Origin of the sequence: Chryseobacterium cucumeris (assembly GCF_001593385.1) — a bacterium.
Classification (GTDB): domain Bacteria; phylum Bacteroidota; class Bacteroidia; order Flavobacteriales; family Weeksellaceae; genus Chryseobacterium; species Chryseobacterium cucumeris.
The window spans coordinates 404,422-417,757 of record NZ_LUVZ01000012.1; the positions used below are offsets into that span (position 1 = coordinate 404,422).

Sequence of the window (13,336 nt, forward strand, 5' to 3'; positions counted from 1 at the left end):
GTAGAGTTATAACCCTTTGGTAATTATGTTTTTATAATTTTGCCCCACTAATTTGGATTTATATAGTATTGAATGAAAGGATTTTATAGCGTATTAGGCCTTGTTTACATGGTGACGACTTCATTCTACATTTCCCCAAAAGTGGTGGCGAAAAGTGAGAATGTGAAAACAACGAAAACTGAAAAAGTAGCTGAAACGAAATCTGAGAAGAACACTGCAGCAGTGTCTTCATCAGAAGCACTGTACCAATCTATTGCATTTGAGCCGGGGCATGAACTGAATTATGATGTGTTCTCAAAAGCATTGACGGGCTATGAAAATTTAAAAAAAGCAGGATTGCTTACCCAGGACTCGCATTTATTGACTATCTGCGATTTTTCTATGTCTTCTAATACAAAAAGACTTTGGATTATTGACCTTGAAGACAAAAAAGTTCTGTTCAACTCATTGGTAGCACACGGAAAAAATACCGGCGAAGAATTTGCGACGAATTTTTCTAATAAGGAAAGTTCGCTGCAGAGTAGTCTTGGATTTTATATCACGGATGCAACCTATCAGGGCGATAACGGATACTCTCTGAAATTATTGGGAATGGATAAGGGCTTTAATGATGCTGCATACAGAAGAGCAATTGTAATGCATGGTGCGGATTATGTGAGTGATGCATTTGCTGCGATGCACAAAAGAATCGGAAGAAGCTGGGGATGCCCTGCCGTCCCAAGAGAACTGACACAGTCTATAATCAACACGATTAAAGGAAAAAACTGTCTGTTCATCTATTATCCTGATCAGAATTATCTTTCTTCCTCAGAATGGTTGAAAGCGTAAGATTAAAAAAGCAGTCATTTTTGACTGCTTTTTAATTTTTGGAAGGAAATTCCACAGTAAATACACTTCCTTTGGATACTTCAGAATTGATAGTCAATTTTCCTTCGTGTATTTCTACAATTCTTTTTACAATGGAAAGACCGATTCCGTTTCCTTTTTCGAAACTCTTATTAGAACCGCGGTAAAAAAGATCAAAAATTTTTGAAAGATCCTTTTCTGAAATACCGATCCCATGATCAATAAAATGGATTTTGATATGTTCCTGTTGGGTTTCTATCTCAATATGACAGCTTTTGTCTGCCGAATATTTACAGGCATTCTCTATTAAGTTCGAAAAAGCAACCTGCAGCAGGTAAGGATTACCATAAAAATCATAATTGTTTTCATCATCATCTGAGGCATTGCTCATATAATTGATCCCGATTTTGAAGCCGGCATTTTTCTGCAGCAATGCAAGCTTAGCTTCTGCTAAAATCTCATCCAGACGTAGATTGGTAAAACTGATCTGTGATACATCATAGCTGGCTCTGGCAAAATCTAACAAGGCAGATGACAACTCCGAAGCGTCATTGGCATCCTGCAGAGCATTGTCAATAGAAAGCTTATAGTCATCCAAGGTAACGTTAAGTTCCTTGGCAAGCTCAAGTTCTGCAATTAAGGTAGAAAGAGGAGTCCGGAATTCATGAGAAATAGTGGTCACGAATTGCTTATGATTGTTGAAGGATTTTTCAAGCCTGTTGAAGGTAGAATTAAAAGTTTCCGTGAGTTCATAAATCTCATCTTTTGCCTTGGGAATATCCAGCCGTTTATTAAGGTTGTGCTCTGAAATATCACGGATCTGGAGAATGATATCCTTTAAAGGCTTAAGCGTATAATAGGAAAAAAGAAATCCTATAATAAAAATGATAATAATGGAGCTGATGTAGATGATGATGATATCTTTTTTAAACTCAGAAATATGGGCCTTTCCCGTGACGTCTACCGCACTTCCAATAATATAATATTTTTCTCCGTTGGAGGAGAGCTGAATGGCAATATACTGACGATCACCCCGCTGCCAGAATATTCTGTTTTTATCGGATCTGATCATTTTATCCAGATATTTTTCATTGCTTTTGAGAGGAGGAAGATCTGTGAAGGTAAGCTCTTTTTTGCTGTTATAAACGCTGATGTCTGCTTCATTCAGAAGTTTTTGGTTACGCTGGTGGAGTTCACGGATTTTTTCATCACTGATTCTGGCATCAAATATAAATTCTGAACGCCAGATCACTTTGTATCCCAGCCGGTCATTGAATTCATCTTCTCTGTTTTTTTCAGAAACAAAATAAAGAACGTAAGCAAACAAAAATAAGATGCCTGCCGTAAGGATGGAATAAATGAGTGCTGTTCGGGTTGCTATTTTCATAATTGTGAAGCAAAAATAAATCCTACTCCGGGTTTGGTGTGAATCAGTTTATGATCAAAATTTTTATCAATCTTTTTCCGTAAATAAGCAATATAGACATCAATATAATTGGTTCCGGTGTCGAAATGATTCCCCCATACATTTTCGGCAATTTCTTCACGGGTAAGAATTCTTTCGGCATTGCTTACCAGAAATACCAGGAGTTTAAATTCTTTGGGAGTAAGTTCTATTTCCGCTCCGTTTCTGAAAACTCTGTTGAATTTCTTATCGATCTTCAGGTCATGATATTCGAGTTCGGTCAGATAAGCTTCTTTATTTTTATTTGATCTCCTTTGCAGAATAGCTTTGATTCTCACATAGAGCTCCCTAATCTCAAAAGGTTTCACCATATAGTCATCTGCTCCGGCGTCAAATCCTTCAATTTTTTCATCAATGGTTCCAAGAGCGGTAAGCATGATGATGGGAAGGTCCGGATATTGCTGTTTGATCAGTTTGGACAGATCAATACCACTCATTTTCGGAAGCATAATATCCGTAATGGCCAGATCAAATGTTATTTTATTCAGCAGGACAATCGCATCTTCTGCATCTTCCGAAATATAAACCTGATATTGCTGGCTTTCCAGCCCTCTTTTCAAAAGGCTTGAAACGCGTGAATTATCTTCTACAATTAAAATTTTCATAAAGAAATACGATGAATAGGGGTGTTGGTTTTCAAACGTTTTTTGATTTTAAAAGCCTGACTTTCATTTATTCCCAAAGCACTGTGCAAAGGTATTTTATATTTTTCTTTTATCAGAAAACATTCCCCCTTTTAATAGTTTTCTATAAGGTTTCTAATAGATTTCTAATACCTGTCGGGCTTTTAGCAATCTAATTTTGTCCCGTTGAAATCAACAAAAGATAAGAATAGAAAAATATGAAGACTACCTCTTTCAAAACAGCAATTGCGTTGTTTTCCTTATTAGGACTTATGGGGAAATTAGAAGCCCAGAAAAAAAATGATTTTAATAATCCCGGATTGACTCATTATTTCAATGAAGATCACTCAAGATATATTTCCTTTAGCGGATATGCAGAATTGTGGGCCAGATATACCCAGCTTAACCCTGGAAGCCTTGTCAATAACGAAGCAAAATCAGACCTGTCTGACCTTTCGCTTAGAAGGGTTCGTGTAAAAATGACTTATAAGCCAACAGAAAAGCTGATGTTTGTATTGCAGGGTGGAACTACCAACGTGAATGTCAATGCAAAAGGAAGTAATTATTTTGACCTTCTGGATGCCTACGCTGAATATGCTTTTAATGATAAAATTGCTCTTGGTGCAGGACGTTCTACATGGCGCGGCCTCTCAAGATTTACTACAGGACCTTTGAATACGCTGTTATACGACCTTCCAGCTTACGCAACCTCCAATGCGGGAACAACAGATTATACGGTAAGGGAATTGAGTGCCTATATTAAAGGACAGCTCGGAAGATTTGATTACCGTCTGGTAGTGGCTGATCCTTATACCATGGCAACTTCTGATCCGAAACTGAATGTAGCTTCCTTTAGTAAAAACTCCCCCGGAAAAGACTTCTCAGGATATTTCAGATATGCTTTTTTGGACAAGGAAAATATTTCCACTCCCTTTAATGCAGGAACTTATGTAGGGAAGAAGAATGTACTGAGTCTGGGAGCCGGGTTTGATTATATTCACAATGCATTATGGCATCTGGATTCCGGTAAAAATACAGTGAATGATGATATGAAAAGCTTTGCAGTAGATTTATTTTATGATGCACCACTGAATAAAGAAAAAGGAACGTCAATAAGCGCTTATGGGATGGCGATGCATAACGACTACGGACCCAATTATATCCGGTATGTTGGTACCAATAATCCTGCAACTTCTGTAGATGTTACACAAGCGAGTCTGAATGGAGCAGGAAATGCAATGCCTGTTATCGGAACCGGAAATACATATTATGTACAACTGGGAGGAACCCTGCCTTATCTGGACAAAGAAAAGAAAAATCTTCAGCTTCAGCCTGCCGTAGGAATGCAGCTGTCAGATCTGAAAGGACTTCATGATAATGCTGTGATCTATGATGCAGGAATATCTCTGCTGATGAACGGAATGTCTTCCCGTATAACCTTTGACGCTCAGAACAGACCTGTTTATACCAATGACCCTTCAAACAATGCCGTAGTTTCAGACCGGAAATGGCAGTTTGTCCTTAAATACAGAATAGATTTTAATTAAAATAAATGACAATGGAAAGAAGAAAATTTTTATTCCGCTCAGTCCAGGCTTCTGCTTTGCTGCTGATCTCAGGAAATATGTTTGCGTCTGCTTTACCCATGTTTAATCCTAAAAAAAAGAAAAAAGTGTACTTCCATTATTTGTTGTTCTGGCTTAGAAAAGACCTTTCCGGGCCTGAGGTAAAAGAATTTGAAAATTTTTTTGAAGGCCTTAAAAAGCTTCCTTATCAGAAGAATCTCCGTTACGGAAAACCGGCAGCTTCCAGCCCGAGAAGTGTTTTAGACAGCACATTTACTTATAATGCTTCTATGGAGTTCGATAGCCTGGAAGAACTTGAAGCTTATGGAAAACTTCCTGAGCATCTTGCTTTGGTTCAGAAATATAAACCATTCTTTGAAAGAATGCTGGTTTATGATACTGTTTATAATTAAAAATAAAAAATTAAATTTATAATGAAAAATATCATTAAGGGCTTAAGCCTTGTTTTAGTAGTAAGTACTGTAGGATTTATGAATGCACAACACAAAAACCATAAAAATGTAAGTGTCACTTCGGAGACCTCCACTGAGTTTATTCCTGCTATAAGATTAATCAACAATCCTGACGGCTCATGCTCTTTTGAGAAAGGGAAAATACCTACTCTTAAACATATGAATACCACAACATTCTGGATGAGTAATAAAACGGAGGAGTGGGAAAAAAATGCACATCCGGCTCCCAGAAGACAATATGTGATTACCATCAAGGGCAATATAAGATTTAAAGTAACAGATGGTTCTACTTTTATGATTAAACCGGGAGTAGTTCTTCTTGCTGAAGATCTTAAAGGAACCGGTCACAGCTGGGACATGGTGAAGAGCAAGGAGTGGGAAAGACTCTATATTCCGATTGCTGAAAATGCCGATGATTTTTTTATCCCGGATGCTCAATAGTTACAAGTCAATCTCTTTATAAGGGGTATATAATTCGTTATGTTTGAAGCAGTCAGTTTTGACTGCTTTTTTCTTTTGAAGAATTATTGTAGAAATTCTTTAATAACAGCTCTGGCTTCCTCAATGCTATTGCTGATTCGGGCAATTATTTTTCCGTTTTCATCGATGATGAAATGAAGAGGATAGCTTGTAGCATTCACTTTTTTTTGAAAGTCTTTGTTTACATCAAAAAAGTTCATCCAATCCGCATTATTTTTCTTTAAAATATTCCTGGCAACCTCCATTCTATTGGGTTTTTGCTCGTCTGTAATTGTAATGAAGTTTACATTTTGACCTTTATATTCATGATACAGATTCACAATTTCAGGCATACTTTTTATGCAAGGGGCGCAAGTCGTTGACCAATAATCAATAAAGGTTAATTTATATTTCTTAAAATCTTCCGAAGTCAGTTTATTCCCCTTTTCAAAATAAATGTCAGGTATTTTTTGTCCGATGGAGGTAGATTGTTCTGCTTTTAAACGGGCTTCAACACCTTTGTATAATGTATTTTGCTTAAATTTTGCGGAAAATAAATTTAAGTTTTTCAAATAAGCAGGATGGTAATCGTTAAGAGTATAATCATTCACAATTTCCCATAATGCAACATACGAATTGGGATTTTTCCTGATGTATTCTCCTAAAAATTCCTGTTTTTTATCTATATTGATCAAGCTATCACCTTGATAGGGATTTTTTGATTTTATATAAAACGGTTCCAATGATTTTTGTAAAATCTTATATTCTCTGTTGGTAGGGGAGTCTATATTAAGTTCTACATTATTAAAGTCTTTGGGTAAATCAATTTTATATTTTCCTCCTTCTAAGAAAAATACTTTTGTACTATAACCCGCTTTACCGTTCTTTCCTATATAACCAAACGCTACTGGTTGAGGGTATTCTGTAAAACCACTGGCAATATTTTTTTTTTGAATCTTAAAATAATAAATAGAATGTTTCATCCTGATCTTTTTTCCAAAATCAGAAATGTTGTTGTTGGTTTGTATTTTGAATGTATAAAGCTCTCCGAACCCGTTTCTGGTTGCTGGAGCTCCTAACATAAGGCTATCATTAATGTATGAATCTGAACTGAGATCAATTTCAAAATTATTCTGAGAATAAAGAAAATTCGAAATAAGAATTAATAATGCATAGAAAAGTTTCTTCATAAAATATTTTGTGACGGAACGAACTTACAAAAACTTTTATATATAAAAAATCCCTGCGCTTTAAAAACACAAGGATTGTAATTATTTCCGTTAAATATTTTCAGAATTTTATTCTTCTGACTAAGGAAGAATGTATAATTCAATTTCAGATATGAAAATCTGTCGTAAGTTTATGATAATTAAGAGAATTTCTTAAAAACAACAGTTGCATTATGTCCTCCGAATCCAAAGGCATTACTCAACGCAAAATTGATGTTTTTTTCTTTTGCTTCTCCGAAAACAATATTGATATCCTGAGGAATATTCTCATCAATACTGTGAAGATTGATTGTTGGAGGAATAATTCCATTCTGAATAGCCTTGATTGAAAGAATGGCTTCTACCGCTCCGGCAGCACCCAGCAAATGCCCGGTCATGGACTTTGTGGCACTGATATCAAGGTTTTTACTTCCCTTAAATGCTTTATTGATGGCTGTTAATTCAACCATATCTCCTAATGGAGTGGAAGTAGCATGAGGGTTAATATAATCAATGTCTTCCATGTTAGCTCCTGCTTCTTTCACGGCCAGTTGCATTGCTTTGATGGCTCCTGCTCCTTCCGGATGGGGTGCTGTCATATGATAAGCATCTGCCGTCATGGCGGCTCCGGCTAATTCTGCATAAATTTTTGCTCCTCTGGCAACAGCATGTTCGTATTCTTCAAGCACCAGTGCACCTGCACCTTCACCCATTACAAAACCATCTCTGTCTGCATCATAAGGACGGCTCGCGCTAGCAAAGTCATCATTCCTTGTAGACATGGCTTTCATAATAGAGAATCCTCCGATGGATGCCGGAGTGATAGCAGCTTCGGAACCTCCACTGACGATTACTTTTGCTTTCCCGAGACGGATATAATTGAAAGCATCCATCAATGCTGTATTTCCCGTAGCACAGGCAGAAACTGTAGTATAATTGATTCCCTGAAGCCCATATTTCATAGAAATCATTCCTGAAGCCATATTGGCAATAAACTTCGGTACAAAGAACGGATTGAAACGTGGTGTTCCATCTCCAGCAGCGAAATCCATTACTTCTTTTTCAAAAGTCCACATTCCGCCCTGTCCTGTTCCCCAGATCACTCCTGTATCAAAAGGATCCATCTTTTCAAGTTCCAGGCCGGAATCCTGAATGGCTTCTGATGAGGCATACATGGCATATTGTGTAAACAAATCACTTCTCTTGATTTCGTTATGATTCAGATATACTTTAGGATCAAAGTCTTTTACCTCACAGGCAAAATGAACTTTAAACTTTTCCGTATCGAAATGGGTAATGAGTCCTGCTCCGCTGACTCCTTTAATACTGTTTTGCCAAAATTCTTCGACATTATTTCCCAAAGGCGTCACTGCGCCCAGACCTGTAATGACAACTCTCTTCATACTTAGTTATTGATTTTGAATAAATTAGAGGTTCCTCTTGCGATCAATCGTGTTTTGTCTGCGTTCCATATCTCGCATTGTGCATTTACGAATTGTTTACCTCTTTTAATGATTTTAGTTTCGGCTACAATATTATCATTTTCTTTTGCAGTTGAAAAATAATCGATGACATTATTTATCGTGGTAATGAAAGAATTTTCATTTAAAGAAAACATAGTAGCGCCAATGATATCGTCTATAATGGCAGCGGTAACTCCACCGTGGAGGTTTCCGATAGGATTCAGCCATTCCGGTCTTATGGTATATTGAAATTCCAGCTGACCTTCTTCTGCAGAAAGAACAACAGGATTGAGCCATTTCATAAAAGGAGAAGGTGACTGGTCAAATTCTTTTCCGATGAATTGTTTTAATTGTGCTAATCTATCCATACGTGCGTTTTTATTTTTCTAAAATCATCGTTACTCCCTGTCCACGTGCTGCGCAAATGGATATAAATCCTTTTCCACTGCCTTTTTCATGGAGAAGTTTTGCCAGTGTTGCGATAATTCTTCCTCCCGTTGCTGCAAAAGGGTGGGCGGCGGCGAGACTTCCTCCTTTTATATTCAGTTTACTTCTGTCTATTTTCCCAAGAGCTTTTTCCAATCCGAATTTTTTGGCCAGCTCATCATTTTCCCAGATTTTTATTGTGGCTAAAACCTGTGCTGCAAATGCTTCGTGAATTTCATAATAATCAAAATCAGATAAATTCATGCCTGCTTTTTTAAGCATTCTCTCTGCTGCAAAAACAGGAGCAAGAAGTAAATCCTGTTTATTTTCAACATATTCTATTCCTGCCAGTTCTGAAAAAGTGATATAAGCTAAGACAGGAAGGTTATTAGCTTTTGCCCATTCTTCACTGGCCAGCAAAACTGCGGAAGCACCATCCGTAAATGGCGTTGAATTTCCTGCCGTTAAAGTTCCGTTCTGTTTATCAAAAGCGGGTTTCAGTTGTGAGAGCTTTTCAATACTGCTATCGCGTCTTAAGTTATTATCTTTCTCTAAACCAAAAGCAGGAGTAATCATATCATCAAAAAATCCTTCATCATAAGCTTTTGCCATATTCTGGTGGCTTTTTAAGGCTAGTTCATCCTGTTCTTCTCTGGAAATCTTGTAATATTTGGCGGTAATTTCTGTGTGTTCACCCATGACAAGACCTGTTTTGGGTTCCTGCCCTTTATAAGGAATGGGCATCCAGTCTTTGAGCTTCGGGCTTAGCAGTTGTTTTATTTTTCCAAACGCTGATTTCTCTTTATTGGCTTTTAACAGGGCTTTTCTTAACCTTGGTGAAGACTCAAATGGAATGTTGCTCATGGCTTCCACACCGCATGCAATACCACAGTCTATCTGACCCAGAGCAATTTTATTTCCGATATAAATAGCAGCTTCAATTCCTGTATCACATGCCTGCTGTAGATCACATGCAGGTGTTGCAGGGTCAAGAGTGGTATTCATCACTGTTTCTCTGATGAGGTTGCTCTCAGAAATATGTTTAATAACTGCACCACCCGCAACTTCTCCGAATCGTTTTCCTTTTAAATGATAACGATCTATTAATCCGTTGAGAGAAGCAAGAAGAAGATCCTGATTGCCCTGCTCTGAATAAGCGGTATTCATTCTGGCAAAGGGAATTCTGTTGTATCCTACAATAGCCACTTTTTTTGTTTCCATATGGTATTATTTATGATGGAAGAATATTGAGTTCATGATCAATCATATGACTGACTTTATCTAAAGCGTGGTTGAGAAAACTTTGGTCACCCATTGTTTTTGAAAGTAGAATTCCACCTTCAATAAGCATGATGAATAAGGATGCATATTGCTCAGCATTCACTTTTTTATTAATTTCCCCTTTACTTTGTCCTTCAGCAATGGCATTTGATATTTTTGTCATCCATTGTTCAAAAGACCTTTGCACCTGTGCTTTTAAGGCAGGAAAAGAATCGTCAGCTTCCGTAGCAGCATTCATTAACGGACAGCCGCCGTTGGCAAAGACAAACTTCCAGTTTTTCCGGTAAAAATCTACAAAAGCATGCAGTTTATCCAATGAAGTTGGATACTCATTACCAAAAGAGCGGCTAAGTGTTTTGCCCAGTAATCCCGCATTGTATTTATAAACCTCAATGGCTACTTCATCCTTGTTTTCAAAATTTCCATAGATGCTGCCTTTCGTCAGTCCGGTTGCCTGAGTAATGTCAGACAGCGATGTGGAAATATAACCCTTGGTATTAAAAAGGTTTGCTGTTTTCTCGATAATATGCTGTTTCGTCTTTTCTGCCTTCGACATTATAAATGTTTAAATATGATGCAAATATACAAAAATATACCACTCGGTATATTTTATTTTAAAAAGTTTAATCAGGTAATATTCTAACTTTTAAGTTTTGGCTGAGGCTAATGGATTCTTTTTAAATTAAAAAACGGACTAAAAGCCCGTTTCTATTGATATTGAATGATTACTTAAATTAGTTTTCCAACGTAGCATTCAATGTGATTTCAAAGTTGAATGCTGCACTTACAGGGCATCCTTCTTCAGCAATCTTAGCAAATTTCTGGAATTCTTCTTCTGAGATTCCCGGAACTTTAGCAGTAAGAGTCAGTTCAGATTTTGTAATCTTACCAATATTGGGATCAAGGGTAATTACAGAAGTCGTCTTTAATTCTTCAGGATTATAGCCTGCCTGAGATAATTCTGCATCCAGTTTCATGGTGAAACATCCTGCGTGGGCTGCTGCCAGCAATTCTTCAGGGTTGGTACCTACACCATCCGCAAAACGGCTGTTGAAAGAATATTGAGTCTGGTTTAAAGTTGTACTCTGAGTTGTTAAATGTCCTTTTCCTTCTTTAATGGTACCGTTCCAAACGGCTGTTGCGTTACGTCTCATAATGTTTGTTTTTGTATTTAGTAATGTTGTTTGATTTTGATGTTACAAAGGTATATCTATGGCGGGGAGTATTCAATAGATAAAATGACTTAACTATTGTACTTTTTTCCCGTGATGTAATTTTTTTTAAAATTTACCGGTGTGCTTCCCGTTTTATTCGTGAAAAGGCGGTTGAAATAAGCGGGATCTTCATAACCCAGATCATAAGCAATTTCTTTGACAGGTTTATCCGTATAAAAAAGTAACCTTTTTGCTTCTAATAAAATTCTGTTAATAATAAACTGGTTGGGAGACTCCAGCTTTAAGTTTTTAAATTTATGAGTTAAAGTTTTCGGAGCGATGTGAAGAAGCTCTGCATAATCAGCAACATTATGTTTTTCTCTGAAATGAATTTCCAGATGTCTGCTGAAATCTCTGAAAATATCAAGCTCACTGCCAGGAATTCTGATGGTATCATTGTCTAAGTTTTGTTTCTTCCATTTGCGGGTAGCTCGTATGATGATCTGTTTTACATAGGTTCTAATCATTTCCTCTGCGGAAGAATCCTTCCCTTTAAGTTCATCCCGAATATTCTGAAACAAACTTTTTATAAGAGAAGTTTCTGAATCATCAAGTTCTACAAAAGGAATTTCAAATACATTATGAAAGAGAAGGCCGTCACAAGCCACTTCCTTATCATGGATCTGAATACAGTAGAAATCCCGGTTGTAGAAAAGAAGAATAGATTCATCTTTGCCTTTTTGGATACTCAAATGTTGGTTGGTGAGGAAGAAAAGTGAAGGTTTCTTTGTTTTATAATGATTAAAATCTACTGTAAGTTCATATCCTGAAGGAATAAAAAATACTTTAATATCTGAAGAGAACCGACTTCCGTTGAAATTCTCCAGATTTTCTTCTGAAAATACTTCCAGTCCGAGTCTTTTATAGTGATCTTCAAAAATAAGCTGTTGCGGCATACTTTAACTTTAGTTTAAAGATAAAAAAAAAGCATGATTTGAACTGTATTAAATTACTTAACCTATGATTTCTTATGTTGGATATATAAAATTGAAATAAAATAAATTCAAAATATGTTTTTACATTGATATTATTTTATCATTTTTACAAAGATTTGTATTGTAACCTAAAAGTATTAACCTTTTTTCATAACTGCCTGTATGAGCGAATTAGAAAATATTCTGAGAGAAATAACTCCACTATCTCCTGAGGATAGTTTTCTCGTGTTTGACAGGATTAAAGCCTCATTTGACTTTCCTTATCACTATCATCCGGAAATTGAAATCAACTTTATTTATAAGGGGAAAGGCTACCGAAGAATGATCGGAGACCATACCGGAGAGATCGGAAATATAGAGTTGGTGCTGGTAGGACCCAATTTACCACACTGTTGGGCAAATTACAGATGTAAGAACAGAAAAACCCACGAAATCACCATACAATTTAATCAGGATTTCTTTCAACAGTCACTGATGGAGAAAAATATCCTGAAACCTATCAATAATCTGATGAAAGACTCCATCAGAGGAATTCTTTTTTCTACAGAAACGGCTGAGAAACTAAAAGATTCGTTTCTCAATCTTTCAAAGATGAACAGCTTTGAATCTTTTATAGAAATTATGAAAATTCTGAATGAACTTGCCGTTGCAGATAATAAAACACTTTTATCTTCATATAGTATTGAGCTTGAGTCTTTTGCAGATAATGATAAAATGAAGATTGTTCATGATTTTGTTCATAAAAATTTTGAGAACAAAATAACGCTGGATAATGTAGCATCATTGGTGAATATGAGCAATGTGACGTTTAACAGATTTATCAAAAAAAGAACAGGGAAAACTTTTGTTAATTATCTTAATGAAATTAGAATAAGTTATGCTGCGCGCTGGTTGATGGAAAAAAATCTTACTGTTTTTGAAATTGCCTTTGAGGCAGGTTTTAATAATATTGCGAACTTCAATAAGGTATTTAAATCCATCAAAAAGACAACTCCAACCGAATTTAAAGAACAATTTAAAGGAGTTAAAAAGATTGAATAATATGTATTAAAAATGTACAGCTTTCTGTTTTATATCTTATCTGACATCCTGCAATTCCGTCCAGAAATCTACTTATATTTTGTCCAAATATCAGAATAAATCCCCTTTTTTTAATTGTTCGGGAAGTGTTGTATTTTGTTGATATTTAAAGTGTTAATGGCTTTTGATTTTGATTGCTGAAAAAATAATATCGTTTTATGATAAAATAGTATTATATCAGACTGGCAACAAAATTTAGATTTGTGAATGTGAATTAAATCTTAACAAAACTTTAAATTATTTAATACTTAAACGGCAAAATTTTGTTGAAAAAACAATAATTTTTTTTGTATTAAAA

At 36.1% G+C, this 13,336-nt stretch carries 14 protein-coding genes; 5 read left to right on the plus strand and 9 right to left on the minus strand.

Annotation, left to right across the window (positions count from 1 at the left end):
* Positions 1-72: 72 nt before the first annotated feature.
* Entirely contained in the window at positions 73-828 is a 756-nt protein-coding gene (locus tag A1704_RS10755; protein ID WP_062673223.1) for a murein L,D-transpeptidase catalytic domain family protein, read from the plus strand.
* A 31-nt stretch (positions 829-859) separates the two neighbouring features.
* Here the strand turns inward: A1704_RS10755 and A1704_RS10760 are convergent, their stop codons facing one another.
* Both A1704_RS10760 and A1704_RS10765 read right to left on the minus strand, forming a co-directional pair.
* A complete protein-coding gene (locus A1704_RS10760; protein WP_062673225.1) occupies positions 860-2,233 on the minus strand; it encodes a HAMP domain-containing sensor histidine kinase in 1,374 nt (457 codons plus the stop codon).
* Positions 2,230-2,916, minus strand: a complete 687-nt coding sequence (locus A1704_RS10765; protein ID WP_062673226.1) for a response regulator transcription factor — start codon at positions 2,914-2,916, stop codon at positions 2,230-2,232. Before A1704_RS10765 ends, A1704_RS10760 begins: the two co-directional genes overlap by 4 nt.
* Before the next feature lie 236 nt (positions 2,917-3,152).
* Between A1704_RS10765 and A1704_RS10770 the strand changes: the two genes are divergently transcribed.
* Genes A1704_RS10770 through A1704_RS10780 form a run of 3 tightly spaced genes read left to right on the plus strand, consistent with a single transcriptional unit; the run spans position 3,153 to position 5,413 of the window.
* On the plus strand, positions 3,153-4,481 hold the full coding sequence (locus A1704_RS10770) for a porin (RefSeq protein WP_117753099.1): 1,329 nt from the start codon (positions 3,153-3,155) through the stop codon (positions 4,479-4,481).
* A gap of 11 nt (positions 4,482-4,492) precedes the next feature.
* Positions 4,493-4,912 carry a Dabb family protein gene (locus A1704_RS10775; RefSeq protein ID WP_065119613.1) on the plus strand — a complete coding sequence of 140 codons (420 nt, stop codon included), beginning with the start codon at positions 4,493-4,495 and terminating at the stop codon, positions 4,910-4,912.
* A 21-nt stretch (positions 4,913-4,933) separates the two neighbouring features.
* Positions 4,934-5,413 (plus strand): cupin domain-containing protein, encoded by a 480-nt coding sequence (locus tag A1704_RS10780; protein ID WP_082798759.1) that lies wholly within the window; start codon positions 4,934-4,936, stop codon positions 5,411-5,413.
* A gap of 83 nt (positions 5,414-5,496) precedes the next feature.
* On the opposite strand, the gene A1704_RS10785 is transcribed toward A1704_RS10780, so the two are convergent.
* From A1704_RS10785 to A1704_RS10815, 7 genes are all read right to left on the minus strand, one after another.
* Positions 5,497-6,621 (minus strand): TlpA family protein disulfide reductase, encoded by a 1,125-nt coding sequence (locus A1704_RS10785; protein WP_062673232.1) that lies wholly within the window; start codon positions 6,619-6,621, stop codon positions 5,497-5,499.
* A gap of 179 nt (positions 6,622-6,800) precedes the next feature.
* Complete coding sequence (gene fabF / locus A1704_RS10790) at positions 6,801-8,042, minus strand: beta-ketoacyl-ACP synthase II (RefSeq protein WP_062673235.1); 1,242 nt, start codon at positions 8,040-8,042, stop codon at positions 6,801-6,803.
* Positions 8,043-8,044: 2 nt separating this feature from the next.
* Positions 8,045-8,470: a PaaI family thioesterase gene (locus tag A1704_RS10795; protein WP_062673236.1), complete on the minus strand. Its 426-nt coding sequence runs from the start codon at positions 8,468-8,470 to the stop codon at positions 8,045-8,047.
* Between the two features lie 10 nt (positions 8,471-8,480).
* Positions 8,481-9,749 (minus strand): acetyl-CoA C-acetyltransferase, encoded by a 1,269-nt coding sequence (locus tag A1704_RS10800; RefSeq protein ID WP_062673238.1) that lies wholly within the window; start codon positions 9,747-9,749, stop codon positions 8,481-8,483.
* A 10-nt stretch (positions 9,750-9,759) separates the two neighbouring features.
* On the minus strand, positions 9,760-10,365 hold the full coding sequence (locus tag A1704_RS10805) for a TetR/AcrR family transcriptional regulator (RefSeq protein WP_062673240.1): 606 nt from the start codon (positions 10,363-10,365) through the stop codon (positions 9,760-9,762).
* A gap of 178 nt (positions 10,366-10,543) precedes the next feature.
* Positions 10,544-10,963 carry an OsmC family protein gene (locus tag A1704_RS10810; protein ID WP_002982623.1) on the minus strand — a complete coding sequence of 140 codons (420 nt, stop codon included), beginning with the start codon at positions 10,961-10,963 and terminating at the stop codon, positions 10,544-10,546.
* Between the two features lie 89 nt (positions 10,964-11,052).
* Entirely contained in the window at positions 11,053-11,919 is an 867-nt protein-coding gene (locus A1704_RS10815) for a helix-turn-helix domain-containing protein (RefSeq protein ID WP_062673242.1), read from the minus strand.
* A gap of 201 nt (positions 11,920-12,120) precedes the next feature.
* On the opposite strand from A1704_RS10815, the gene A1704_RS10820 reads away from it, so the two are divergent.
* Positions 12,121-12,999: an AraC family transcriptional regulator gene (locus A1704_RS10820; RefSeq protein ID WP_062673244.1), complete on the plus strand. Its 879-nt coding sequence runs from the start codon at positions 12,121-12,123 to the stop codon at positions 12,997-12,999.
* The last annotated feature ends 337 nt before the right edge of the window (positions 13,000-13,336 follow it).